General features: G+C 68.2%; 22 protein-coding genes. 5 read left to right on the top strand and 17 right to left on the bottom strand.

The features are described 5' to 3' along the window. Positions 1 to 61: 61 nt before the first annotated feature. The gene (ettA, locus tag HCC78_RS03350) at positions 62 to 1,717 is read right to left on the bottom strand and encodes an energy-dependent translational throttle protein EttA (protein ID WP_172327326.1); all 1,656 of its coding nucleotides are present in this window, start codon (positions 1,715 to 1,717) and stop codon (positions 62 to 64) included. A gap of 197 nt (positions 1,718 to 1,914) precedes the next feature. On the opposite strand from ettA, the gene HCC78_RS03345 reads away from it, so the two are divergent. Further along, complete coding sequence (locus tag HCC78_RS03345) at positions 1,915 to 3,771, top strand: hypothetical protein (protein ID WP_172327325.1); 1,857 nt, start codon at positions 1,915 to 1,917, stop codon at positions 3,769 to 3,771. A 27-nt stretch (positions 3,772 to 3,798) separates the two neighbouring features. Here HCC78_RS03345 and HCC78_RS03340 read toward each other — a convergent pair whose 3' ends face one another. Further along, positions 3,799 to 4,548 carry a cell wall hydrolase gene (locus HCC78_RS03340; RefSeq protein WP_216671010.1) on the bottom strand — a complete coding sequence of 250 codons (750 nt, stop codon included), beginning with the start codon at positions 4,546 to 4,548 and terminating at the stop codon, positions 3,799 to 3,801. A gap of 144 nt (positions 4,549 to 4,692) precedes the next feature. On the opposite strand from HCC78_RS03340, the gene mgrA reads away from it, so the two are divergent. Further along, complete coding sequence (mgrA, locus tag HCC78_RS03335; RefSeq protein WP_172327323.1) at positions 4,693 to 5,721, top strand: L-glyceraldehyde 3-phosphate reductase; 1,029 nt, start codon at positions 4,693 to 4,695, stop codon at positions 5,719 to 5,721. 92 nt (positions 5,722 to 5,813) lie between these two features. Beyond that, complete coding sequence (gene moaA, locus HCC78_RS03330; RefSeq protein WP_172327322.1) at positions 5,814 to 6,815, top strand: GTP 3',8-cyclase MoaA; 1,002 nt, start codon at positions 5,814 to 5,816, stop codon at positions 6,813 to 6,815. Between the two features lie 532 nt (positions 6,816 to 7,347). Here moaA and HCC78_RS03325 read toward each other — a convergent pair. From HCC78_RS03325 to HCC78_RS03275, 11 genes are all read right to left on the bottom strand, one after another. Next, complete coding sequence (locus HCC78_RS03325) at positions 7,348 to 8,520, bottom strand: M20 aminoacylase family protein (protein ID WP_172327321.1); 1,173 nt, start codon at positions 8,518 to 8,520, stop codon at positions 7,348 to 7,350. A gap of 804 nt (positions 8,521 to 9,324) precedes the next feature. Continuing rightward, positions 9,325 to 10,608: a DUF3422 family protein gene (locus HCC78_RS03320; protein ID WP_172327320.1), complete on the bottom strand. Its 1,284-nt coding sequence runs from the start codon at positions 10,606 to 10,608 to the stop codon at positions 9,325 to 9,327. Positions 10,609 to 10,794: 186 nt separating this feature from the next. Beyond that, positions 10,795 to 11,760, bottom strand: coding sequence for a D-glycerate dehydrogenase (locus HCC78_RS03315; RefSeq protein ID WP_172327319.1), 966 nt, complete (start codon positions 11,758 to 11,760; stop codon positions 10,795 to 10,797). Beyond that, complete coding sequence (locus tag HCC78_RS03310; RefSeq protein ID WP_172327318.1) at positions 11,760 to 12,095, bottom strand: tRNA-binding protein; 336 nt, start codon at positions 12,093 to 12,095, stop codon at positions 11,760 to 11,762. The genes HCC78_RS03315 and HCC78_RS03310 overlap by 1 nt, the downstream gene beginning before the upstream one ends. Before the next feature lie 4 nt (positions 12,096 to 12,099). Further along, complete coding sequence (gene proC / locus HCC78_RS03305; protein WP_172327317.1) at positions 12,100 to 12,915, bottom strand: pyrroline-5-carboxylate reductase; 816 nt, start codon at positions 12,913 to 12,915, stop codon at positions 12,100 to 12,102. A 125-nt stretch (positions 12,916 to 13,040) separates the two neighbouring features. Further along, complete coding sequence (locus HCC78_RS03300; RefSeq protein WP_172327316.1) at positions 13,041 to 13,544, bottom strand: YbjN domain-containing protein; 504 nt, start codon at positions 13,542 to 13,544, stop codon at positions 13,041 to 13,043. Between the two features lie 200 nt (positions 13,545 to 13,744). Next, the gene (locus tag HCC78_RS03295; RefSeq protein WP_172327315.1) at positions 13,745 to 14,728 is read right to left on the bottom strand and encodes a carboxylesterase; all 984 of its coding nucleotides are present in this window, start codon (positions 14,726 to 14,728) and stop codon (positions 13,745 to 13,747) included. After that, positions 14,725 to 15,474 carry an alpha/beta fold hydrolase gene (locus HCC78_RS03290; RefSeq protein WP_172327314.1) on the bottom strand — a complete coding sequence of 250 codons (750 nt, stop codon included), beginning with the start codon at positions 15,472 to 15,474 and terminating at the stop codon, positions 14,725 to 14,727. Before HCC78_RS03290 ends, HCC78_RS03295 begins: the two co-directional genes overlap by 4 nt. A 178-nt stretch (positions 15,475 to 15,652) precedes the next feature. Further along, positions 15,653 to 16,444 carry a xanthine dehydrogenase family protein subunit M gene (locus HCC78_RS03285; protein ID WP_172327313.1) on the bottom strand — a complete coding sequence of 264 codons (792 nt, stop codon included), beginning with the start codon at positions 16,442 to 16,444 and terminating at the stop codon, positions 15,653 to 15,655. 12 nt (positions 16,445 to 16,456) lie between these two features. Beyond that, positions 16,457 to 18,820 carry a xanthine dehydrogenase family protein molybdopterin-binding subunit gene (locus HCC78_RS03280; protein WP_172327312.1) on the bottom strand — a complete coding sequence of 788 codons (2,364 nt, stop codon included), beginning with the start codon at positions 18,818 to 18,820 and terminating at the stop codon, positions 16,457 to 16,459. A 3-nt stretch (positions 18,821 to 18,823) separates the two neighbouring features. Further along, positions 18,824 to 19,294, bottom strand: coding sequence for a (2Fe-2S)-binding protein (locus HCC78_RS03275; RefSeq protein WP_172327311.1), 471 nt, complete (start codon positions 19,292 to 19,294; stop codon positions 18,824 to 18,826). A 310-nt stretch (positions 19,295 to 19,604) separates the two neighbouring features. Here HCC78_RS03275 and HCC78_RS33125 point away from each other — a divergent pair, with 310 nt between their 5' ends. Further along, the gene (locus HCC78_RS33125) at positions 19,605 to 21,242 is read left to right on the top strand and encodes a hypothetical protein (RefSeq protein ID WP_216671009.1); all 1,638 of its coding nucleotides are present in this window, start codon (positions 19,605 to 19,607) and stop codon (positions 21,240 to 21,242) included. On the opposite strand, the gene HCC78_RS03265 is transcribed toward HCC78_RS33125, so the two are convergent. The 4 genes from HCC78_RS03265 to HCC78_RS03250 all read right to left on the bottom strand — a co-directional run bounded on the left by HCC78_RS03265 (position 21,209) and on the right by HCC78_RS03250 (position 24,210). Further along, positions 21,209 to 21,598, bottom strand: a complete 390-nt coding sequence (locus tag HCC78_RS03265) for a CAP domain-containing protein (RefSeq protein WP_172327310.1) — start codon at positions 21,596 to 21,598, stop codon at positions 21,209 to 21,211. The genes HCC78_RS33125 and HCC78_RS03265 overlap by 34 nt on opposite strands. Continuing rightward, entirely contained in the window at positions 21,595 to 22,944 is a 1,350-nt protein-coding gene (locus HCC78_RS03260) for an 8-oxoguanine deaminase (RefSeq protein ID WP_172327309.1), read from the bottom strand. The genes HCC78_RS03265 and HCC78_RS03260 overlap by 4 nt, the downstream gene beginning before the upstream one ends. Next, a complete protein-coding gene (locus HCC78_RS03255) occupies positions 22,941 to 23,744 on the bottom strand; it encodes an inositol monophosphatase family protein (RefSeq protein WP_172327308.1) in 804 nt (267 codons plus the stop codon). Before HCC78_RS03255 ends, HCC78_RS03260 begins: the two co-directional genes overlap by 4 nt. 100 nt (positions 23,745 to 23,844) lie before the next feature. Continuing rightward, entirely contained in the window at positions 23,845 to 24,210 is a 366-nt protein-coding gene (locus HCC78_RS03250) for a helix-turn-helix domain-containing protein (RefSeq protein WP_172327307.1), read from the bottom strand. Between the two features lie 324 nt (positions 24,211 to 24,534). Between HCC78_RS03250 and HCC78_RS03245 the strand changes: the two genes are divergently transcribed. Continuing rightward, positions 24,535 to 25,494 (top strand): NADPH:quinone oxidoreductase family protein, encoded by a 960-nt coding sequence (locus HCC78_RS03245; RefSeq protein WP_172327306.1) that lies wholly within the window; start codon positions 24,535 to 24,537, stop codon positions 25,492 to 25,494. Positions 25,495 to 25,500 lie beyond the last annotated feature (6 nt).

Below are 25,500 nucleotides of genomic sequence, written 5' to 3'. Positions count from 1 at the left end.
TTTGGATACGGCCGAAAGCCCTCCCCGCGGGCCGCAAGGGCACCGCAGGGAGAACCGGCTGTCAGCGGGCGAACTTCTTGTACTTGATCCGCTTGGGTTCCACGGCATCCGGGCCGAGGCGGCGCTTCTTGTCCTCCTCGTAATCCTCGAAATTGCCCTCGAACCACTCGACATGGGCCTCGCCCTCGAAAGCCAGGATATGCGTGCAGATCCGGTCGAGGAAGAAACGGTCGTGCGAAATCACCACGGCGCAGCCAGCGAAATCGACCAGGGCGTCTTCGAGCGCGCGCAGCGTCTCGACGTCGAGGTCGTTGGTCGGTTCGTCGAGCAGCAACACGTTGCCGCCCGAGCGCAGCAGCTTCGCCATGTGCACCCGGTTGCGCTCGCCGCCCGAGAGCAGGCCGACCTTCTTCTGCTGGTCCCCGCCCTTGAAGTTGAAGGCCGAGCAATAGGCGCGCGAGTTCATCTCGGCATCGCCGAGCTTGATCACCTCGTTGCCTTCCGAGATCTCTTCCCAGACCGTCTTGTTCGGGTCGAGCGCGTCGCGCGACTGGTCGACATAGCTCAGATCGACGGTCTCGCCGTATTCGATCGTGCCTTCGTCCGGCTTTTCCTGGCCGGTCAGCATGCGGAACAGGGTCGATTTGCCCGCGCCGTTCGGACCGATCACGCCGACGATGCCGCCCGGCGGCAGCGAGAAGGTCAGATCCTCGATCAGCAGCTTGTCGCCATAGGCCTTCTGCAGCCCCTCGATCTCGATCACCTTGCCGCCGAGCCGCGGCCCGTTCGGGATGATGATCTGGGCGCGCGCCATCTTCTCGCGCTCGGACTGGTTGGCCAGCTCGTTGTACGAGTTGATCCGCGCCTTCGACTTGGCCTGGCGCGCCTTCGGGCTGGCGCGCATCCATTCCAGTTCGCGCTCCAGCGTCTTGGCGCGCGACTTGTCCTCGCGGGCCTCCTGCTCCAGCCGCTTGGCCTTCTGCTCGAGCCAGGCCGAGTAGTTGCCCTCGTAGGGAATCCCGCGGCCGCGGTCGAGTTCCAGGATCCAGCCGGTGATGTCGTCGAGGAAGTACCGGTCGTGGGTGACGATCAGGATCGTGCCCTTGTAGTCGATCAGGTGCTGCTGCAGCCAGGCGATGGTTTCCGCATCGAGGTGGTTGGTCGGTTCGTCGAGCAGCAGCATGTCGGGCGCCTCGAGCAGCAGCTTGCACAGCGCGACCCGGCGGCGTTCGCCGCCCGAGAGGTTTTCCGGCATCGCCTCGTCCGGAGGGCAGCGCAGGGCCTCCAGCGCGACATCGACCTGGCTGTCCAGATCCCACAGGTTCTGGGCGTCGATCTCGTCCTGCAGCTGCGCCATCTCGTCGGCGGTCTCGTCCGAATAGTTCATGGCGAGTTCGTTGTAGCGGTCGAGGATCGCCTTCTTCGCCGCCACGCCCAGCATGACGTTGTCGCGGACGTTCAGCGTCTCGTCGAGCTTCGGCTCCTGCGGCAGGTAGCCGACCTTGGCGCCCTCCGCGGCCCAGGCTTCGCCGGAGAAATCCTTGTCGACGCCGGCCATGATCTTCATCAGGGTGGATTTGCCGGCGCCGTTGACGCCGACCACGCCGATCTTCACGCCCGGCAGGAAGCTCAGGCGGATGTTCTCGAAACACTTCTTGCCGCCCGGATAGGTCTTGGAGACACCATCCATGTGGTAGACATATTGGTAGGCAGCCATAGGCGGAGTTCCTTCACGTTGCTTCCGGAGCGGGGTGTAGGCTAGGTCAATGTGCGGTTCAATCCAAGATTTCCTGCCCTTCCGGCGCCGCGCAGGCTCCGCTTGACTTTGCGGCAATCCCGGCTCCAGTCTGGATCGCGGTTCCGTGAGCAGCCCCCTGCCCGGACCGGCCGTGCTTGCGGGGAGGCGGGAGGACCATGGCGCTCGACGAGGAAACCCGGCGGGAGATCGCCGAAGCGGTGCGCGCGGCATCCGGTGCCCCGGGCGGAACCGGCCCCGTCACCGGGCGCACCCCTTCGGATGCGGTCGCGGAAGTCACCGGCAGCGTGTTCACGCTGCTCGGCCAGTGGACGAAACCCATCCTGCTGCTCGTGCTGATCGGCTTCGGCTGGTACTACATGCAGCAGCAGAACAGCCGCATCGACCAGCAGTACCGCGACGAGCTGTCCAAGCTGCGCCAGGAGCGCGACAATGCTTTCGGACGGCTCTCCGAATTCACCGGACAAGTCTCGGAGATAAGCGAGAAGCAGATTGCCAACCTCAATCTCGCCTTCGAGAAATTCCGCGAGATCAACGAGGAGGCGCGGGTCCAGCAGCAGCAGGTCTTCGAGAACAAGGCGCAGATCGAGCAGGCCATGGCCGACCTCGAGGATGTCGAGGACCAGCTGGACCGGGCCCGCCAGGCCAACGTGCAATCCCGGGGCCAGCTGGAAAAGGCGCGGGCCGACATGGAAAAGCGGGAAGCCGAGGTTGCCCGGAAGGAAAAGGATCTTGCCCGCCGCGGCGGCCAGATCGGCGAATTGCAGGACCTCATCCGGCAGCTCCACCTCGCCTCCCGAGATTACGTCTTCGAGCTGGAGAACGCCCTCGACCAGCAGGCTGCCGAGCCGCAGGACCCCGAGTCATCCGAGCCCTATATCGACCCGTCCTGGATCCCGAGCCCGGCATCGGAAGAATTCCACCGGGTGATTCAGCTTGTGCTGGACAAGACGACCGACCCGGCGGCGATCCTCGCGCCGATCCTCGATTTCTCGGGCCGGTCGCTCGATTCCTCGGCCGTCGAAGCGCTGGTCGGCATGTCCGAGGCGCGCTTTACCGAATTCCTGGAGGAACATGACGGCGTCGGGTTCGATTTCTGGGCCTATATCGACAGTGCCGGGGAAGGCTACATCGTCGGCATCGTCTTCTCGGGCGCGGCGCGGATGCGGATGGCGCTGTTCGGCGTTTCCGATTTCGGCGACGGCGATGTCAGGATCGTCGGCGCCGAAGCCCATGAACTGCTGCTGCCCCTGATCGGCCCCAGCCCGGAGGACGCGTGGCACAGCGCTGTCTACGTGCCGGTGCTGACCTATGGCGCAGGCGACGACTTCGAGGAATTCGCCTGGGCCGGCAGCGCGGATGCGGCGGAGGTGCCGCTGTCCGTCATCTTCGAAGGCGACGACATCACGTCCACGCGGATGCTCCATGGCGGGACGGCGCTGTTGCCGGTGCTCACGAAGGCAGCTTTCGAAAGCTTTCTGAACGATCCCGGCCTGCCCAATTCGCTCTACCGCGAACTTGTCTCGGATGACGGCGTCCGCCCGCTCCTCTACATGAAGGAACAGCTGGCGACAGGCGCGCCGGCCTGGCGCAGCGCGCTCGACACGCTCGGCTCCGACGCCCGCGCCGCCGTCACCCCGCTTCTCGAGGCGGCGATCGGCGGGGCGCTGGACCCGGCCCTCCGCGGCACGCGCCCCGAATTCAACCTTTCCGAACACCGGCTGGGCGCGCTTGCCGCGATGATGCTGCTTCCGGCATTCGAGATCCGGGTCACCAGTTCCGCACGCGCCGAAGACGGCCGCGCCGCCCTGACCTCTCCCGTACAGGCAGCGGCAGTCCAGGCGGAGAATGCGCCGCCCGCCGAGGTGCAGGACCGGCTGACGGTCCAGTTCGGCGCGCTGCAGCTGAACGGGCCGGTGATGGAGCTGCAGTTCATCCGCAATCCCCCGGAGATGCGCTGGCGCGTCGAGGATACGGCCGCCCAGGCCTACATCCCGCGCATCCCGCTGCCCTGATGCGCCGCCGGGACCGCACGGCCGCGGTCACAGCGCTGGATTCGACCGCCAGAAGATATGGTCGGCGATCCGCTCCACCATGTCCATGTCCCGGTTCCAGGCCGGATCGACATAGGTTGCGTGGTAATGATCGGCGCCCTTCAGCCGCGGATCGGGCCCGGATAGCAGGACCTGCGCGGCAATCTCGACGGCCTCGGCCCAGGCCCGCATGTCGCGGATCGGCGCGAAACGGCGGTTGCGGTCGAGATAGGAGAACTGCACCGGCACCACGACCGTGCAAGGCGTGTTTCCCCAGCGCAGCGGATCGGCGGCACGGGTCAGGATCACGCTGGCCACCGCCGCCTGGCCCTCGCGCGGCTGGTTGCGCGCCTCGTGGTAGATCGAGACCGCGATGCAGGCCAGCTCGGTCTCCTGCGAAAAGTCCCGCGGCGGGTTGGCTGCCAGCCAGCCGGCCTCGGCAAGCACCTGCCGCGCCGCGGGCGCGCGGTAGCCGGTGCCGGGAAAGGGATCGAGGAACTGGCGCCGCCGCGCCGCCAGCCCGGCAGAATCCGTCAGTGCCAGCGCCCGGCGCTCCACGAACGGCGCCGGGGCCGCCGCGAGGATGGGGGCCGGGGCCGCGGAGAGGAAGGGCATGCCGCTACCCTGGGAGAACGGCCGGGCGCCGCTGCCGCCCTGGAACAGGCTCTGCGCGTCCGCAGGGCCGCCGGAGAACAGGCCGAGGAGCAGGAGGCCGCACAGGCCCCGGAACAGGTACTGGCACATGGCGACACCGTCCATCCGTTCTGGAATGCCCCATAGTCCTAGCGCAGCCATGGCTAACCAAAGGTGCATGCCGTCCGGCGCCGGGGACGAAAAACATTGGCCGCGTTTGCCGCTTGGTGATTTCTTCGCCGTAAGGCTGGCCGAAAGGGAGGAGCCCGCATGACCTATGTTCCCGCCGGGAACCGCTACGAGCGGATGGAGTACAGGCGCTGCGGCGCCTCGGGGCTGAAGCTGCCCCGGATCAGCCTGGGACTGTGGCACAGCTTCGGCGACGACCGCTCCTACGAAAGCAAGGCGCTGATCTGCCGGACCGCCTTCGACCATGGCATCACCCATTTCGACCTGGCCAACAATTACGGTCCGCCTCCGGGCGCATCGGAATCGGCCTTCGGCGAGATCCTGCGCCGCGATTTCCGGGGCTACCGCGACGAGCTGGTCGTCAGCTCCAAGGCCGGCTACGACATGTGGCCCGGCCCCTACGGCGAATGGGGCAGCCGGAAATACCTGATCGCCTCCTGCGACCAGTCGCTGAAGCGGCTCGGGCTCGACTATGTCGACATCTTCTACAGCCACCGCTTCGACCCGGACACGCCGCTGGAGGAAACCATGGGCGCGCTCGACCATATCGTGCGCTCGGGCCGCGCGCTCTATGTCGGGATATCCTCCTACAATTCCCGCCGCACCCGCCAGGCCGCCGAGATCCTGAAGGAGCTCGGCACGCCGCTGGTCATCCACCAGCCGGCCTACAACATCCTCAACCGCTGGGTCGACCGCGACGGGCTGAAGGACACGCTGGCCGAACTCGGGCTGGGATGCATCGCCTTCTCGCCGCTCGCGCAGGGCATGCTGACGCTGAAATACCTCAAGGGCATCCCGCCGGGCAGCCGCGCCTCCGAGGACCGGTTCCTCGCACGCGAGAAGATCACCCCAGACCTGGGCGAGCGCATCGCCGGGCTGAACGAGATCGCCAAGTCCCGCGGCCAGAGCCTGGCGCAGATGGCCATCGCCTGGGTGCTGCGCGACGGCGTCACCTCGGCGCTGATCGGCGCGTCGCGGCCGGAACAGGTCGCCGACAGCTGCGGCGCGCTGGAGAACACCCTTTTCACCGAGGCCGAGCTGGCCTCGATCGACGCGCTGAAACCCGCGCATGACGAAACCCTCTGGGCCTCGTCTTCCGAGGGAGTCTAGCCGTCGGCCCGATACCAACGGATGTGCCGGCCCGCACGCGGGAAACGCTGCGCACCCTTGCCGCGGGGCCGGCAAGCGCCTAGGTTCCGTCCATGGCTCCGCTCATAGATCCCTTCGCCCGTCCGGTCAGCTATCTGCGCGTCTCCGTGACGGATCGCTGCGACTTCCGCTGCGTCTACTGCATGGCGGAGAACATGACCTTCCTGCCCAAGAAGGAGCTGCTGACGCTCGAGGAACTCGACCGGGTCTGCTCGGCCTTCATCCGCCTCGGCGTCGAGAAGCTGCGCATCACCGGCGGCGAACCGCTGGTGCGGCGCGGGATCATGACCTTCTTCGAGGCCATGTCGCGCCATCTGGAAAGCGGCGCCCTGAAGGAGCTGACGCTGACCACCAACGGCTCGCAGCTTGGCCGGTTCGCCACCGACCTCGCCGCGGCAGGCGTGCGCCGGGTGAATGTCTCGCTCGACACGCTCGACGAGGCGAAATTCGCCGAAGTGACCCGCTGGGGCCGCCTGCCCCAGGTGCTGAAGGGCATCGACGCCGCCCAGGCAGCGGGGCTCCGGGTCAAGATCAACGCCGTGGCGCTCAAGGGCTTCAACGAGGAAGAGCTCTTCGCGATGACCGAATGGTGCGCCTCGCGCGGCATGGATCTGACATGGATCGAGGTCATGCCGATGGGCGATCTCGGCAACGAGGACCGGCTGGACCAGTACTGGGCGCTGACCGACCTGCGCGCGCGGCTGGCCGAACGCTACACCGTATCCGACATTCCCGAACGCACCGGCGGCCCGGCGCGCTACGTGCGGCTGGAGGAGACCGGGCAGAAGATCGGCTTCATCACGCCGCTCAGCCACAATTTCTGCGAAAGCTGCAACCGGGTGCGGCTGACCTGCACCGGAGAGCTGTTCATGTGCCTCGGGCAGGAGGACAATGCCGACCTGCGCCGTCCGCTGCGCGCCTCGGAAAGCGACGCCCTGCTGGAGGACGCCATCCGCGACGCGATCTCGCGCAAGCCCAAGGGCCACGATTTCGACTATTCGCGCCAGCGCGCCGACGGGCAGATGTCGCGCCACATGAGCCATACCGGCGGCTGAGCCCCCGGCGGCCAAACCATCCCGCGCGGAATCTGGTCCGGCCGACCTGTCCAGCTTCAGGAACAGCCTGTCCTTCGGCACCGGCACGCCGGTGGACAGGCAGGCCGCGTTAGCGCCGGCTGGATCCGCCCCTTGCCGTGAAACCGCGGAGATCGGGCAGGATCGCCCGGACACTCGCATGGACGGCCGAGGAGGACAGGATGCAGGGCGTCAGCTCCACGCCGACCGTGCCCGGGGCCTGCCGCGCGCCGCAGATGTCCAGGTGCCGCCATTGTCGACCGGCTCCAGAAAGATCTTCAGCCCGCCCGTCCCGGACCCGCGTGCCGCGGTCCGGTTGAAGCCCAAGCGCGCGAAGCTGGCATCGACGGGAAACCGGCGGGTCACGTTGCCCGGCGCGGCGCAGGCGGAAAGCGGGACGGACAAGGGGACGGCGGGCGAAAACCGCCGGATCAAGATTGATTTTCCGCCGGAATCACCCGTCCGTGATCCCGGCGTTGGCAACTCTCGACAAGTCCGGTTTTCCGCCCCGGTCTCAGCCCTGCGGCGCCGGTCCCAGCCGTGCCTCGACGATTTCCGCCCACCAGGAACAGCCCGCCGGAATTGCCTCGTCGTTGAAATCGTATTCCGGGTGATGCACCGGGGCGGAGTCGCCATTGCCGACAAGGATATAGGCGCCCGGCCGCTCCTGCAGCAGATAGGCGAAATCTTCGCCGCCCATGATCAGGGGCGCCTCGGCGCAATCGCCGGCCACCTTGCGGGCGACCTCTGCGGCAAATTCGGTCTCGGCATCGCTGTTGACCATCACCGGATAGCCGCGGTGGTACCAGATATCCGCAGTGCCGCCGAACGTGGCGGCGATGCCCCCGGCGATCTCGCGCAGGCGGGTTTCGGCCAGGTCGCGGGTCACGTCCTTCAAGGTCCGCACCGTGCCCTTCATCGTTACAGAGGGCGGAATGACGTTGTATGCCGTGCTCGCCGTCTCGAAGCTTGTGACAGACACGACCATCTGCTCCACCGGATCGCAATTGCGGCTGACGACGCTCTGCAGCGCCAGCACCAGCTGCGCCCCCATGACCGTCGGGTCGACCGTCTCGTGCGGCTTGGCGGCATGGCCGCCCTTGCCCCGGAGCGTGATGCGGAACTGGTCGCTTGCGGCGAAGAACGGACCCGGACGAATGGCGAACTGGCCCAGCGGGATTCCCGGCCAGTTGTGCATGCCGTAGACCTCGGCGATGCCGAAGCGCTCCAGCAGGCCGTCGTCGATCATCGCCTTGCCGCCGCCGCCGGTCTCTTCGGCGGGCTGGAAGATCACCGCGACCGAGCCGTCGAAATTGCGGGTCTCTGCGAGGTAGCGGGCCGCGCCCAGCAGCATCGCGGTATGGCCGTCATGCCCGCAGGCATGCATCGCGCCATCTGTCTTCGAGGCATAGTCGAGCCCGGTCGCCTCCAGGATCGGCAGCGCATCCATGTCGGCACGCAGCCCGATCACCCGGTCCGAGCGCGCCCCGCGCCCGCGGATCATCCCGACCACGCCGGTGCGCCCGATGCCTTCGGCCACCTCGTCACAGCCGAATTCCCGCAGCTTTCCGGCCACGACCGCGGCGGTGCGGTGGGTGTCGAAGAGAAGCTCGGGATGCGCGTGCAGGTCGCGCCGCCAGGCGGCGATTTCCGGCATCAGCTCGGCAAAACGGTTCTTGATCGGCATGGAGGCTCCGGGACTGGTTTGCACCATCATAGGCGGAAACCAGCGGAAATCCATGCCCGCAGCGGCGGTCCGGCGGATCTCGGCCGCCGCGGAAGAGGCGAGCGGCGCGCCCAGCAGGGCCGACCCGCCGCGGAGCGACGGGCGGCAATCCCATGGCGCAGCGTGCCGCAGATCCCGCCGAGCACGGACATCCCGCCCGTGGTGCCGACCCTCGCCCTCACCGCCAAGGGCTCGGCCCGGGAAATGCCGGCATCTGCGACATCGATGCCTTCCCTGGCCGGAAAGAGGTAGTCCGCATGGGGGCGCGCACATCCCGGCCGACGGCGAAGCTGCAACCGGCGACCGCCCCGTCCGGCGGGAAGAAGGTGATGGCCTGTCCGCCCGCGCCGCCCGGCCAGTGCGATCAGGTCGCAATCACTGCTGCAATTCCACAAGCCGGGGATCGCAGCGATCCCCGACGCCGCGCCGAGGATGACGGTCCTGTTCCGCCAACAAAGGCTCAAGTCACCGCCGAAAACTGCCTCGCCAAGCATCGCCGCCCGGCAGGACCCCGCAGAAAACGCCGCTGAAGCCGACAGCGGCGCGTTCCGGGCGGTCACGTCAGCACCTTTCGAGCGATGGGCCGCACAGCCCCTGGCACCCTGCCCGCCGACGTTGCCAATTGCGTGCCCCGGCGGACCCGCCGGAGCTCTTGTCCCGCGGCATCAAGGAGACCACCCTGCCCGCCCCGAAAATCGCGAAGGCCGACCCGGCGATGCGGATATTTCCCCAAGGAACAGCCCCGCAGTGGGCAGACGGCGGCATTCAGTGCATCTTCCGCCGGATCTGGCGCACCATGTACCAGACGCAGAGCACCACCAGCGGCGTGACCATGGTCGCCAGCCAGGCCTTGCTGACCAGCTTCGCTTCGGCCACCGGCCCGAACAAGTAGAGGCAGAGGCTGACCGCGTAATAGCTGATCGCGACGACCGACAGCCCCTCCACCGTCTCCTGCAGCCGGAGCTGCAGGTCGGCGCGCCGGTCCATGCTCTCCAGCAGCTTCTGGTTCTGGGCCGAGCGCTCGACATCGACCCGGGTCCGCAGCAGGTTGGAGGCCCGTCCGCCGCGGTCGGTCATCTGCTGCAGCCGCCGCTCCGCGCTTTCCACCGTGCGCATGGCCGGCTCCCAGCGCCGGGTCATGAACTCGCCCATCAGCTGGCGGCCCATGAAGCGCTCCTCGCGCAGCACCGCGATGCGCTGCTTGACGATTTCGGCATAGGCGCCGGTCGCGCCGAAGCGGAACGAGGTCTTGGTCGAAAGCGCCTCCAGCGCCGCCGACAGCGACAGCAGCTGCTGCAGCGTCTCCTCCGCCGAGGACGCGTCCCCCGCCATGGCCGCCGTCAGCCGGGTCATGTCGGTCTCGATCTGGTTCAGCTCGTGGCCGGCCTCGCGCGCCGTCATCAGCCCCATCAGCGACATCTTCGCATAGGTCTCGATCTCGGCCATGCGCTGCACCACCCGGCCGGTGCGGCGCGGCCCGCATTCCGGCCCGATGAAGACCGCGATGCGGGTATGGTCGCTGTCGTCCAGGCGGAAGTCGCTGGCCACCACCGCATCGCCGTCGAGCACGGCGGACACCGCCAGGCTCTCGCCCAGGAACCAGCCCTCGAGCTTTTCGGTGATCTCCTCGCGCCGCTCCGGCATCGTCTCGACCCGGATCAGCGCCGAGGTGATGCGCAGCCCGGGCATGGCCTCCAGCCAGTCCCTGGGAAAGATGTCGAGGATGTCGCCCGAGAACGGCCGGTCCGACACGCCCTCCGAGACCAGCATGTAGGTCACGAATTCGGTGTGGCTCTCCCATTTCAGCCAGCGCTTGCCGAGCGGCCCGAAGAAATGGGTACCGTCGGGGGCGGGCTTGTTCTGCACCGAGAAGCGGTCGAGCAGCACCTCCAGATGCGCCCGGTCGGCCGCGCGGTCTCGCGCCGCCCCGTCGGGATGGCGCACCGCCAGCAGCACCGCGCGCGCGGGCGCGGAAATCACCGGAAAGGGGCGTGCATGGAGTTCGTTCGAAAGCGGCACGCGCAGCGGATCGTCGGCAAGCTTGGTCATCGGGTCCTTCCAACCGGGGGTTGAAGGCGATCCTAGCGGAAGCCCGCGGCCGGGAAAGACAGACTCATGGCTTTGCGCGGAAATCACGCATCGACAAACCGCGCCACGGCCCGGTATGCAAGGGCATGCGGCCGGGCCGGGCGCCTCCCTCTCCCCGCGGGGGAGAGGGCCGGGGTGAGGGGGCCTTCAGCCCGCGGCGACCAGATTGGGCGGCGCCGCTCCCTTCAGCACCGCTTCGAGGTTGTCCACCGCCATGTGGCCCATCGCCTCGCGCACCTCGAGCGTCGCCGTGCCCAGATGCGGCAGCAGCGTCACGTTGGACAGCCGGCGCAGCGCCTCGGGCACGGCCGGTTCCTCCTCGTAGACATCGAGCCCGGCGCCGCCGATCTCCCCGGCTTCCAGCGCCGCGATCAGGGCCGCCTCCTCGACGATGTCGCCGCGGGCGATGTTGACCAGATGCGCATGCGGCTGCATGGCCGCGATCGCCGCCGCATCGATCAGGTGCCGCGTTGCCGGACCGCCCGGCACGCAGACGATCGCCACGTCGCAGGCCGCCATCACGTCATGCAGCGTCTCCAGCTGCACCGCCTCAACGCCCGGATCTGCCACCGTCGAGCGGTTGTGGAACACCACCTTCATGCCGAAGCCATGCACTGCGCGCTTCGCCACCGCCTTGCCGATCCGGCCCATGCCGATCACGCCCAGTGTCTTGCCGGTCATGTGCAGCCCCAGCATCTGCACCGGATGCCAGCCTTCCCATGCGCCCGCGCGCACCAGCCGCTCGCCCTCGGCGGCACGGCGGCAGGTCATCAGCATCAGCATCAGCCCGATATCGGCAGTGGCATCGGTGACCGCGCCCGGGGTGTTCGTCACCTGCACGCCTGCGGCAGATGCCGCCGCGACGTCGATATGGTTGAAGCCCATGCCGAAATTCGCCAGCAGCTTGGCCCGCGGCTCCGGCACGTCGGCGAAGACCTCCGCCGAATACATGTCGCGCAGCGTCGGCAGCACCAGATCGTAGTCGCGCAGCGACATGCGCAGCTCCTCGCCGTCGAGCGGCGATGTCGAGGGACGGAAGGTGCACTCCCCCAGCCCCCCCAGCCGCGCCTCCACCGCTTCCGGCAGCGGCCGCGTCACGTAGATCCTCGCCATCAGAACAGTCTCCCTCCCAGCGGCACCTCCTTGTCGGGCACCATAAGCACAACGTCGCCGTTTTCGTCCGGGACGCCAAGCACCAGAACCTCCGAGCGCACCTTGCCGATCTGGCGGGGCGGGAAATTGACCACGCCCATCACCCGCTTGCCCGGCAGGTCCTCCAGCGCGTAATGAACCGTGATCTGGGCCGAGCTGCGCTTCTCGCCGATCTCCGGTCCGAAATCGACCCAGAGCTTGTAGGCGGGCTTGCGCGCTTCGGGGAAGGCCTCCGCCCGGACGATCTGGCCCACGCGGATGTCGATCTTCATGAAATCGTCGAATGTCGCTTCCATCGTCTCAGCCCGCCAGCTCGCGCGAGCGGTCCGCCGCCGCCTTGACCGCCTTTCCGAGCAGCGCCGGAAAGCCCGACTGCTCGTCCATCAGAACCGCGAGCGCCGCCGCGGTGGTGCCGTTCGGCGAAGTCACGTTGACCCGCAGCTGCCCCGGATCCTCGGCGGCGCGCTCGGCCAGGTGCCCTGCCCCGCCGACGGTCGCCTTGGCCAGCTTCATCGCCAGCTCCGGCGCCAGCCCCTCGGCCTCGCCGGCCTTGGCCAGCGTCTCGATCAGGTGGAAGACATAGGCGGGACCCGAGCCCGAGACGGCGGTGACCGCATCCATCTGGGATTCGTCCTCCAGCCGCACCGTCTGGCCGATGGCAGCGAGCAGCAGCTCGGCTTCGTCCATCTGCGCCGCGGTCGCGCGGGCATTGCCGATCAGCGCGGTGATGCCCCGGCCCACGGCGGCGGGCGTGTTCGGCATGGCGCGGATGACGGGCGTCTCCGCCCCCAGCATCTTCTCGAAAGTGGCGATGGTCGTTCCGGCCGCGATCGACAGGAAGACAGTGCTGCCGCCGCCGAGCGCCGTGATCGAGGGCAGCGCATCGCCGATCATCTGCGGCTTCACAGCCACCAGCACCAGCGCCGGGTCCTCAGGCAGGGGCTCGTTCAGATGCAGCCCTCCGATCCCCCGGAGCCAGTCGGACGGCTTCGGATCCATCACCCAGACGGACCCTGCGGGCAGCCCGCCATCGAGCCAGCCCGCCAGCATCGCGGATCCCATCTTGCCGCAGCCGAGCAGGACGATGCCCCGCTGCCGCACGTTTTCCATAGACATTCACGCGTCTCCCTGCGTTTGCAGGGCGACCCTAGACGGTTTCCGGGCGGAGCTTAAACCTCTTTCTCGCCCGCCCGGCAGCAGATCGCGGAGCGGAGGCCAAGGGCCCCCGCCCGGTCCGCCGTTCAGGCGCGGCCGTAGGCCTCGGCGATGGCGACATGCATCGCCTCGTGGACCGGGGTGTCGCCCCAGACGGCCAGCTGGAAGGCAGGGTAGAAGCGCTCGCAGGCGCAGACCGCGGCCTCGATCATCGTGCCGATCTGGTCCGGCGAGGCGATCTGCTCGCCCGCGAGGATCAGACCGTAGCGGTAGACGAGAAGCTTCTGCTCCTCCCAGTAGGTGAAGTTCCCCGACCAGCACTTGTCGTTGGCGGCATTGAGCGCCTCGAACAGCGCTGCACGCTTGTCGTCGGGCAGGTCGAGATCGAAGGAACAGATCAGACGCAGCGTCTCGTCGGCATTGCACCAGGCCAATGTCAGGGCATAGGTGCGCCATTGCCCCTCCACGGCCATGGCGATCTGGTCTTCGGCGATGCGGTCAAATTCCCAGGCGTGATGCTCCGCGAGAGATTCCACGATATCGATAGGATCGATTTCGGACGTGTGCAGATCGTGTTCGCTAAGGGACATGCTCGGCCTCGTAGGTCTGGGCCCCACGGGGCGGGCCCGAGGGCGGGTGCCTGTATATAGCGGCGGTTCTAGACCGTCTCACTACAACATATGGTGGGTCACGATCCGGATTCTGTAAAGCGATATTTCCGTGACGATCATTCCGGGGGCCTTCCCGGCGCAATTTCCGGGCGATCTCCGAACTGCCTCGGAATCGGGCGTCAGAGCCCCCGCACCCAGGCAATCACGCGCTCGGCCATGGACACAGTCTGGCCAGGGCTTAGAATGTCGCCGGCGATCACATGCGCCGAAGGGTCGTCTCCGGGGCCCATCTGCAGCGGCGCCAGCTCGGCCGGCGCGCCCCAGTCCGCGGCGGCCTGCCGCACCGCGGCGGGGTCCACCACCCGGTCCGCCTCCGAAAAGAAGAAGAGCGCGGGAATCGCCGCCAGGCCCATGTCCGCCCCGCCGATCTCGCGCACCAGCGCGCCGAGCGGCAGCACCGAGACGGTCGGATAGGTCAGCGTCCAGGCGGCGGCATGGCCCGGGCTCCGCGGCTCGGACTGCCGCGTGCCGCCGAAGAGCGGCGGCCCCCAGAACCGGACGAAGGGCATGGTGACGACCTTCCCGCCGATGCCCTGCAGCCGGTAGGCCGGGGCGACCAGAACCAGCCCGGCCACATCCCGCCCGTAATCGGGATCGAGCGCCGCCAGGGTGGCCAGCGCGCCCCCCATCGAACTGCCCATGACGATCACCCGCCGGCCCAGCGTGCGGCCGACGGCGATCGCCTCCGCCAGGTCATGCGCCCAGTCGGCGACCTGCGGCTCCGCCATTGCGGCGCTGTCGCGGCCGTGGCCCGCGAGACGGGCGAAGAACAGGTTCGCGCCGAGCGCCTCCGCCACCAGGTCGGGAACCGGGCGCAGCTCGGGCGGGGCGGCGGAGAAGCCGTGGACATAGACCAGCGACAGCGGCGTGCGCTGTCCCGGCTCCCCGGCCCAGACGATCTGCTTGGCGGCGTCCGCGCGCAGGTTCGGGACCGCCGCTTCCTTGGCGGCCAGCCAGGGCTCCAGCTTGCCGATGGCGGGCACGCCCGGATCCTGCCAGGCCAGCTCCACCGGTTCCTGCCAGGCCATCAGCAGCGCCTCACGGTTGGCGAAGGCGAGGACCGCCGCCGCCAGCGCCAGCAGGACCGCGGCGCGACGGATCATCCATCCCCCAGAACCTCGCCGATCGACCGGTCGATCAGCGCCAGGCAGTCAGGGGTTGAGAAGCTGTGATCGGCGCCCTTCACCAGGGTCAGGCGGATATCGGCGCCCTGCGCGTGGTTCAGAAGCATGATCGCGCGGGACTGGTCGACATCGCGGTCCGCCGTCCCCTGCAGGAAGCGCACCGGCATCGGCAGGGCGAGCGGCTCGCGCAGCACCAGGTTGCGGCGGCCGTCCTCGATCAGCCCGCGGGTGACCGGATAGGGGCTGCCGTAATCCGAGGGCACATGCAGCACGCCATGGCTCATCAGTTCCTCGCGCGCCGCGGTCGAGAAGCTCTCCCAGAACCCGTCTTCCGTGAAATCGGGGGCGGCGGCGATGGTGACCAGGCCGCAGCAGCCGACCAATTGGCGGCGCAGCAGCAGGAGCGAGATCCAGCCGCCCATCGACGAACCGACCAGCACCTGCGGGCCCGACGTGACGGCATTGATCACGGCGGCGGCGTCCTCGGCCCATTTGCCGATGGTTCCCTCGGTGAACGCGCCGTCCGACTGGCCGTGGCCGGAATAGTCGAAGCGCAGGAAGGCCTGCCCCCGCGCCTTGGCCCAGGCTTCCAGATGGGTCGCCTTGGTGCCGGCCATGTCCGACATGAACCCGCCGAGGAAGACCACGCCCGGACCCGTGCCTTCGGTCCGGTGATAGGCCAGGCGTCGGCCCTGCGGGGTTTCCAGATAGCTCGGCGTCTCCATCGTCATCTCTCCTGCACCTTTACCCTGCCGGACGTCGCACGGCCAAGTTGCGAAAGCCAGCCCGTTGTTCACGGAAATGCGACAGAATTCCGGGCGGGAGGCAGCGCTGCCACATGCACCGCAAATGCAGGGGGCCCCGGCGAAAACCGGGGCCCCTGGCTGTTCTACGGACGGCGGTTCAGCAGGCGGCGACGGCCCGCTTCGCCATGACCTTGATCAGATGCGCGCGGTACTCGGCCGTCGCGTGCATGTCGGTCAGCAGCCCGTCGGCCCCGACCGCGACCCCGTCCACCGACTCGGGCGAGAAATTGGCGGACAGCGCCTCTTCCAGTCCCTCGTGGCGGAAGACGCCGTCCTCGCCCGCCCCGGTGATGGCGACGCGCACGCCATTTGCCGTCTCGGCCACCATCACGCCGACCATGGCGTAGCGGCTGGCCGGGTTCGGGAACTTGACGTAGGCGGCGCGCTTGGGAGCGACGACGCGCACCTGGGTGACGATCTCGCCCTCTTCCAGCGCGGTCGCAAACATGCCGTCGAAGAAGTCATCCGCAGCGAGCTCGCGTGCATTGGTGACGATCTTCGCGTCGAGTCCGACCAGCGCCGCCGGATAGTCCGCCGACGGATCGTTGTTGGAGATCGAGCCGCCGATGGTCCCGCGGTGGCGCACCGCCGGATCGCCGATCCCGGCGGCCACGCCGTTGAGCACCGGCACCACCGCCGCGATATCGGCCGAGGTGGCGACCTCGGCATGTGTGGTCATGGCGCCGATCGTCACCATTGTGCCGCCGTTGGAGATGCCCGACAGCCCCGAGGCCGAGAGGTCGATCACCGCCTCGGGCGCCGCGAGATGCTGCTTCATCGTCGGCAGCAGCGTCTGCCCGCCGGCCAGCAGCTTGGCGTCCTCGTTGTCGGCCAGGAGCTGCAGCGCCTCGGCAAGGGAGGCGGGGCGATGGTATTTGGTCGGATACATGCGCAGTCCTCCTTATTCCGCCGCCATGGGCGCGCGGGTCTTCTGGATCGCCTGCCAGACCTTCAGCGGCGTGGCCGGCATGGAAAGCTCGTTGGTGCCGATCGCGTCGGTGATCGCGTTGATCACCGCCGGCGGGGTGCCGATCGCCCCGGCCTCGCCGCAGCCCTTCATGCCCAGCGGGTTGCCGGGGCAGACGGTCTTGTTGTGCTCGATCGTGTAGAACGGCACGTCATCGGCGCGCGGCATGCAGTAGTCCATGTAGGAGCCGGTCAGAAGCTGGCCGTCCTCGTCATAGACCACCTGTTCGAGCAGCGCCTGGCCGATGCCCTGGGCCACGCCGCCATGGACCTGCCCCTCGACGATCATCGGGTTGATGATCGTGCCGAAATCGTCGGCGGCGGTGAACTGCACGATCTCGGTGACGCCGGTCTCGGGATCGACCTCGACCTCGCAGATATAGGTGCCGGCCGGGAAGGTGAAGTTCGCCGGATCGTAGAACGCCGTCTCCTTCAGGCCCGGCTCCATCCCGTCGGGCAGGTTGTGCGCCGTGTAGGCCGCCAGTCCGATCTCGTGCCAGCCGAGCGCCTTGTCGGTGCCCGCCACCTTCACCTGCCCGCCCTCGATGACGATGTCGTCCTCGGCGGCCTCCAGCTGGTGCGCGGCGATCTTCTTCACCTTGGCCTCGACCTTGTCCATCGCCTTGACGATTGCCGACATGCCGACCGCGCCGGAGCGCGAGCCATAGGTGCCCATGCCGAACTGCACCTTGTCGGTGTCGCCATGGACGATGGAGATGCTCTCGATCGGCAGGTCGAACTTCTCGGCGACGATCTGGGCAAAGGTGGTCTCGTGCCCCTGGCCGTGGCTGTGCGAGCCGGTCAGGATCTCGATGGTGCCGACCGGGTTCACCCGCACTTCGGCGGATTCCCAGAGGCCGACCCCGGCGCCGAGCGAACCCACCGCCTTCGAGGGCGCGATCCCGCAGGCTTCGATATAGCACGAATAGCCCAGGCCCCGCAGCTTGCCGCGGCTGGCGGCCTCGGCCTTGCGCGCCGGGAAGCCCGCCACGTCGGCGGCCGCCATGCCCTTGTCGAGATTGCCGCCGAAATCGCCCGCGTCATAGCACATGATGACCGGGGTCTGGTGCGGGAAGGACTGGATGAAGTTCCTGCGCCTGAGCTCGGTCTCGTCCATGCCCATCTGCCGCGCGGCGGTGGTCATCATCCGCTCGACCAGATAGGTCGCCTCCGGCCGCCCTGCCCCGCGATAGGCATCGACCGGCACGGTGTTGGTATAGGCCGCCTTCACGTTGCCGTAGATCGCGGGCATGTTGTACTGCCCCGACAGCAGCGTCGCGTACAGGTAGGTCGGCGTCGCCGTCGCGAAGAGCGAGCAATAGGCGCCCAGGTTCGCGATCGTGTCGACCTTGAAGCCGGTGATGTGCCCCTCCGCATCGAATCCCATTTTCGCCTTCGTCACGTGGTCGCGGCCATGCGCGTCGGTCATGAAGGCCTCGTTGCGGTCCGAGGTCCATTTCACCGAGCGCCCGGTCTTCATCGAGGCCCAGAGGCAGACGATCTCCTCGGGATAGATGTAGATCTTCGAGCCGAAGCCGCCGCCCACGTCGGGCGCGATCACCCGCAGCTTGTGCTCGGGCGCGACCTGGTAGAAGGCCGACAGGACAAGGCGCGCGACATGCGGGTTCTGCGAGGTGGTGTAGAGCGTGTAGTGCTCCTCCGCCTCGTCATAGATCGCCACCGCCGAGCGCGGCTCCATCGGGTTCGGGGCGAGCCGGTTGTTCTCCAGTTCCAGCTCCACGACCGTCGCCGCGCTGGCCAGCGCCGCATCGGTCGCGGCTTCGTCGCCGATCTCCCAGTCGAAGATCATGTTGTCGGGGGCGCAGTCATGCAGCATGGGCGCGCCGGGCTGCAGCGCCCTGTCGCCGCGCGCGACTGCGGGCAGCTCGTCATAGGAGACCTCGACCAGCTCGGCGGCATTCCGCGCCCCCTGCCTGGTCTCGGCGATGACCACGGCCACCGCGTCGCCGACATAGCGCACCGTGTCGGTGGCCAGCGCCGACCAGGCGCCGACCTTCATCGGCGTGCCGTCCTTCGAGGTGATCGCCCAGCCGGTGATGATGTTGCCGATGCCGTCGCCGACCAGCTCCGGCCCGGTCAGCACGGCGATCACGCCCTCCTCGGCCAGCGCGGCCGCGCCGTCGATGCCGGTCACCTTGGCATGGGCATGGGGCGAGCGGACGAAGGCGGCATAGGCCTGGTTCTCCATCCGCACGTCATCGGTGTACTTGCCCTTGCCGGTGATGAAGCGCTTGTCCTCGCGGCGCTTGACGGACTTGCCGATCCCGTTCTCGCTCATGGCTCACATCTCCCCGGCGGCTTGCTGGATGGACTTGACGATGTTGTGGTAGCCGGTGCAGCGGCAGATATTGCCCTCCAGCTCCTCGCGGATCGCGTGCTCGGTCAGTTCCTTGCCCGCCGCCTTGTAGCGCGCCACCATGTCGACGCCGGACATGATCATGCCGGGCGTGCAGAAGCCGCATTGCAGGCCGTGATTGTCGTTGAAGGCCTTCTGCATCGGGTGCAGCGACCCGTTCGCGAGCCCCTCGATCGTGGTGACGGTCCCGCCGCTCGCCTGCGCGGCCAGCGTGGTGCAGGATTTCACCGCCTTGCCGTCGAGATGGACGACGCAGGCGCCGCACTGGCTGGTGTCGCAGCCGACATGGGTGCCGGTCAGGCGCAGTTCCTCGCGCAGGAATTCCACCAGCAGCATGGTGTCCGGCACGTCGCGCTTCACCGCCTTGCCGTTCACCGTCAAGGTCACTTCGGTCATGGGTCCTCCCTTCCGGCGGGGATCCTCATCCCCGGCCCGTCCTGTCCGTGCGGGTTGCTTCCCGCGGTCATGGACACAGCCCGGCCGTCCGGTGCAGGCATGCATCCCGCACCGAGTCCTCGTGTTTTCGCCGTCCGGACATCGTCCTCCCTGAGGGGAGCCTATCCGGAACGCCGCGCGAAGCAAGAGGCTGCAACTACGCCTAAAGTCGGAGATGTTACCGCTCGCGGGACCGGGCCGGGGCAACGCGGGCTTTGCCGGGACGGGGTGCTTCGGCTAGCGTGATCACATTGGTTTACGAGAGATTGCGATGAACCCCTACGACCCCGGGACCGGCTTCCGATCCGCGACAGAGGCGGGATGGAAGGATGTCGCCGCCTACTGGGCAGCGAATGCGTTCTTCTTCGGCATCCTCGCCTTCGCCGGCTCGGTCCTGGTGGATACCGGCGACACCGCGCCGCTCTGGCGCTGGGGGCTTGCCGCGGCGGTGCTGGTCTGGGGGATGGTCGTGGTCGCCTGCGCGGATTCGCTGGGACCGAAGCCGGTCGCCGCCAAGGTGCTGCGCCAGGCGGAGGAGGTCGGCAAGGGCAAGCTGGGGCGGGAGCGGCTGCTGGAGCGGGCCTACCGGTTTGCCGGGAACCGGGACGGGGCCAGCTTCCTGACCGCGCGGCTGCTCGACCGGGCGCTGCTGATCGCCGTGGCCTATCCGCTGCTGCTGCCCCTGGCAGGCTGGGTCTGGTCGGGATCGGCGGTGACGATCGGCAGTTTCGAACTGATGCCGGCGGAACCGCGCTGGCTGGTCCGCGCTCTGTTGCCCGCCAGCTACCTGCCCTTGACAGCCGTGCTAGTCTACGATTCCAAAGATCGCGATAGCGGGTTTTGGAGGCTGCTCGCATTCGCAGTCGCAGTCGCAGGCACATTCGCAGTCGCAGGCACAGTCGCAGTCGCAGTCGCAGTCGCAGGCACATTCGCATTCGCAGTCGCAGTCGCAGGCGCATTCGCAGGCACAGTCCCAGGCACTGTCCCAGGCGCAGGCACAGTCGCATTCGCAGTCGCAGTCGCAGGCGCAGTCGCAGTCGCAGTCGCAGGCGCATTCGCAGTCGCAGGCGCATTCGCAGGCACATTCGCAGTCGCAGGCGCAGGCACAATCGCTCTTAAAAGACTGTCCGATCGGGGCTCCCGCTGGGCCCTCCCAGCCTACCTGTGCTGGTGCGCGCTCCTGCTCGCCAGCCTTGGCCTGGCGGCGGTCCTTGCGGACTGGAGCATGATCGACGACGAGAGGCGAAGCCCGTACCTGTTCCTCGGCCTGCTGCCGCTGGTCAACGGGCTCTTCGACTTCCTCTCCTACGGCGCGACGCTGCATCTGCTGCGGCTCGGGATGCGCAGACGCCGCTGGCAGATTGGCGCCGCGCTGCTCGACATCGCCATCGCGCTCCTGCTGTTCCTGGCGCTCGGCGGCACGCTGATCGCGATGGTCCACGGGCTCACCTGGACCACCGGAGCGGAGTTCTTCCCTCTCGACGCGATGTTCCATGCCTTCCGCTTCGGCTACTGGGGGAATTACTGGTGGGTGGGGGCGATGGTGTTCTCGACCATCCTGCCGACCGGGCTGCATTTCCTCTATGCCTTCCTCGGCACGCTCACCCAGGCCGCAACCACGTCCGCGCCGACCCTGCAAAAATGGGTCGCCGCTGCCTCCTACCATCCACTCGCCATGATCGGCGCGCCGCTTTCGGTCTGGGCCACGGCAATGCTCTGGCTCGCCGCAGTCTTCGCCACCGTCGGCGTGCCGGTCTGGATCATGGCAAATGGCGGTGCCGGGCTGCCGTCCTGGGTGACGGATCTGGCCTTTGCCTATCTCGGGCTGCTGGAATGGTGGTCGGACCGGGTCGCGGCCTGGATGGAGCTGCCCGGTCACATCGGCGCGGCGAGCACCAGCACCCAGTAGGGACCCAGCCGGTTCGACGCGCCGCCGAAGCCGTAATGCACCGCCTGCCCGGCCAGCATGTTGGCGCGGTGCCCCGGGGAATTCGCCCAGGCGTCCAGCACCGCCTGCATGTCCCGCTGGCCGAAGGCCACGTTCTCGGCGGCGAAGCCCCAGCGGTAGCCGAGCGCGCCGATCCGGTTGGCGGCGGTGTCGCGGTTCTCGAAGCCGCTGCCATGGGTCAGCACCTCGCGGCGCGCCTGGTCGGCGGCATGGTCCTGCGCGGCACGCTCGCAGAGCGGATGGACGGCCAGAGCGGGAAGCCCGTTGGCGGCGCGGAAGGCGTTCAGCAGCGGTCCGAAGGCATCCGCCACCGTCACGCGCCTTCCGCCAGCCCGCGGGCCAGGCGGGTCTGGGTCTCGATCAGCCGGGGCATGTCGAGCGTGGCCATCTGCCCGCCGGAGACCACGAGGCGGCCCTCGACCACCAGGTCGCGCACCCGCGCCGGACCGGCCAGCAGCAGCGCCCCGACCGGATCCCAGGCGCCGGCCGCCTCGATCCCGGAGACGTCCCAGACGGCGATGTCGGCGCGCTTGCCGGTCTCCAGCGACCCGAGGTCGTGAAGCCGTCCCAGCACCTCCGCCCCGCCGCGCGTCGCGATCTCCAGCGCCTCGCGGGCGGACATCGCGTCGGCCCCGCGGGAGACCCGCTGCAGCAGCATCGCCATGCGCGCCTCGGACACGAGGTTGGAGCCGTCATTCGAGGCCGAGCCGTCGACTCCCAGCCCGACGCGGACGCCCGCATCGCGCATGGCGCGCACCGGCGCGATCCCCGAACCGAGGCGGCAGTTCGAGCAGGGGCAATGCGCCATGCCGGTGCGCGTGCGGGCGAACAGGTCGATCTCCGCCCCGTCGAGCTTGACGCAATGCGCGTGCCACACATCGTCGCCGGTCCAGCCCAGGCCCTCGGCATATTCGCCCGGACGGCAGCCGAATTTCTCCAGCGAATAGGCGATGTCCTCGTCGTTCTCGGCCAGGTGGGTGTGCAGGCGCACGCCCTTGTCGCGGGCCAGGATCGCGGCGTCGCGCATCAGTTCCCGGCTGACCGAGAAGGGCGAGCAGGGCGCGATGCCGACCTGGACCATGGCGCCGGGCCGGGTTCCGTGGAAGGCATCGACGACGCGGATGCAGTCCTTCAGGATCGCGGCCTCGGTCTCGACCAGGCTGTCGGGCGGCAGGCCGCCGCCGCTCTCGCCGATCGACATGGCGCCGCGGGTCGCGAGCAGCCGGATGCCGACCTCGCCCGCCGCCTCGATCGTGTCGTCGAGCCGCGACCCGTTCGGGTAGAGATAGAGATGGTCCGAGGTGAAGGAGCAGCCCGAAAGCGCCAGCTCGGCAAGCCCGGTCATCGCCGAGACCCGCATGTGTTCGGGCGTGAAGCGCGTCCAGATCGGGTAGAGCGCCTTCAGCCAGCCGAAGAGCAGCGCATCCTGCCCGGCGGGCACGGCGCGGGTCAGGGTCTGGAACAGGTGGTGATGGGTGTTGACGAGGCCCGGGGTGACGACGCAGCCGGCCGCGTCGAGGATCTCCTCGCCCGCCGGGACGAGACCGGTGCCGATCTCGGCGATCACGCCGTCGGCGACGCGGATGTCGCCGCCGGAGATCTCGCGCCGGGCGCCGTCCATGGTGACAACCGCCGCGGCGCCGCGGATCAGCAGCCCGCTCAAGCCGCGCCCTCGGCCCCGGCAACCTGCGACAGGATTTCCAGCACCTCGGCATGGAGCGCGGCCGAGCCGGCCGCGACCAGCCTTCCGCCTTCGTCGGCGCTGCCGCCGGTCCAGTTGGTGACGACCCCGCCAGCGGCCTCGATCACCGCGATGGGGCCGGCCACGTCATAGCGCTGCAGCCCCGCCTCGATCACGAGATCGACATGGCCGAGCGCCAGGAGCCCGTAGGCATAGCAGTCGGTGCCGTAGCGGGTCAGCCGCGCCTGCGACGACACGCGGCGGAACAGCTCGCCCTCGCGCGGGCTGCCCACTTCGGGAAATGTCGAGAACAGGATCGCCTCGGAAAGCGGCACGCCCTTGCGCGCGGCCAGGGGCGCGCTGCCCTGCGGCCCGCTGTAGCGCGCGGTGCCCAGCCCGCCTTCGAAGCGTTCGCCGATGAAGGGCTGGTCGATGATGCCGTAGACCGGGCGTGTGCCCTCGCAGGCGGCGATCAGCACGCCCCAGGTCGGCGTGCCCGAGAGGAAGCCGCGGGTGCCGTCGATCGGATCGAGCACCCAGGTCAGGCCGGTCGTGCCCTCGCTGCGGCCGAATTCCTCGCCGAAGATGCCGTCGCCGGGGCGCCGCTCGGCCAGGATGGCGCGCATCGCGGCCTCGGCGGCCCGGTCGCCCTCTGTGACCGGATCGAAGCCCGAGGCCGCCTTGTTGTCGGCACCCAACCCCGTCCTGCGGAAATGGGCAAGCGTTTCCCTCCGGGCTGCGTCAGCCAGGGCATGGGCAGTGTCGATCAACGGCTGTGGCAAGGCGGAATCCGCTTCTCGGTGGTGTCTTTCGGGAAATCAGGCCGCGCGGGCTGTGCCGGGGAAATCCCTGCGGGGCTGGCGCGGCGCCGTCAACCGGCCGTCAGGCCGCGTTGCTGAGAACCCGGGCCAGCTCGAACAGCTGCCGGCGCTGGTTCTCGGGGATGGCGTAGTAGGAGCGCACGAGATCGAGCGCCTCCTTGTCGGCAAGCAGATCGCCGGCCGGGGAGACTTCCTCGAGGCTTTCCTCAGCGTCAATTCCCTCGAAGAAATAGGCAACCGGAACTTCGAGCGCCATGGAGATGTCCCAGAGGCGGGAAGCACTGACCCGGTTCATGCCGGTTTCGTACTTCTGGATCTGCTGGAACTTGATGCCGACCTTCGTCGCCAGCTGCTGCTGGGTCATGCCGACCATCCAACGCCGGTGCCGGACCCGTTTCCCCACATGAACGTCTACCGGATGTTTCATTGCCACCTCCTGGCTGTCTCACGGACGGTGCCGCCCGGAAACTGCCCGCCTTCCGCGGCAAGGTGCGGTTCGCCCGCTTGCCCGCCGTGACGCCGGATCGCTTCCAAAGACATGCATCCTCCTCCCGGCCCCGTCATACCCCCCTCCCCAAAGGGCTCCGAACACCGAGTCTCCGCAGAAACTGTTGATTTTACACATGAAGTCCCAAGCGACACCAACGCATCGCGCCGACTCGAACCGGCAAGATGCGGACGTCCCGCCAAAGACCACCTTTCCTAGAATTTTATACTAGGTAAACACGTAGCACTGTAAACGGGGTTTGTCATGCGCGCTTACCAGATTTCGGCCTTCGATCGCACTCCCGCTCTGATTGAGGTTGATGCACCTTTGATCGGAGCGGGAGAGGTTATGGTGAAGATAGCGGCCTGCGGGCTGAATTTCGCCGATCTTCTGATGGCAAATGGGAAATATCAGGACATTCCGCCGCTGCCTGCGACACTTGGGCTGGAACTCGCCGGTACCGTAGCGTCAATCGGCCCGGGAGTGGCGAATCTCTCTCCGGGCGAGCGCGTTGCAGTCTATGCAGGGTCCGGCGGGCTGGCCGAATTCGGCGCCTTTCCCGCCTCGCGCTGCGTGAAAATTCCCGATGCGATGCCGATGGAGGAGGCTGCCGGCTTCCAGATCGCCTACGGCACGTCGCATCTCGCGCTGGAGCGCAGCGCCCGGCTGCAGCCGGGCGAGACGCTGCTGGTGACCGGGGCCGCGGGCGGCGTCGGGCTGACCGCGGTGGAGATCGGCAAGCTGATGGGCGCACGGGTGATCGCCTGCGCCCGCGGCCCGGAGAAGCTGGAGGCCGCCCGCGCCGCCGGGGCGGACGAGCTGATCGACAGCGAACATCCCGACCTGCGCGGGGCCCTGAAGGACCTCGGCGGGGCCGACGTGGTCTATGACACGATCGGCGGCCCGCTCTTCACGCCCTGCTTCCGCGCCTGCAGGCCCGAGGCGCGCTACCTCCTGATCGGCTTCGCCGGCGGCGAGGTGCAGCAGATCCCGGCGAACCACCTGCTGGTGAAGAACGTCTCGGTGATCGGATTCTACTGGGGCGGCTACCTGAAGTTCGACGAGGCGGCGCTGACCGGCAGCCTCGAGACCCTGATGCGCTGGTACGGCGAAGGCCGGTTGAAGCCGCATGTCAGCCACGTCATGCCGCTCGACCGGGTCGAGGAGGCGATGGCCCTGCTGCGCGAGCGGAAATCCACCGGCAAGATCGTCATCTCGATCTGACGCGGC

This window comes from Mangrovicoccus sp. HB161399 (assembly GCF_013184745.1).
Lineage (GTDB): Bacteria > Pseudomonadota > Alphaproteobacteria > Rhodobacterales > Rhodobacteraceae > Mangrovicoccus.
This window is presented reverse-complemented; position numbering and strand designations above follow the sequence as displayed.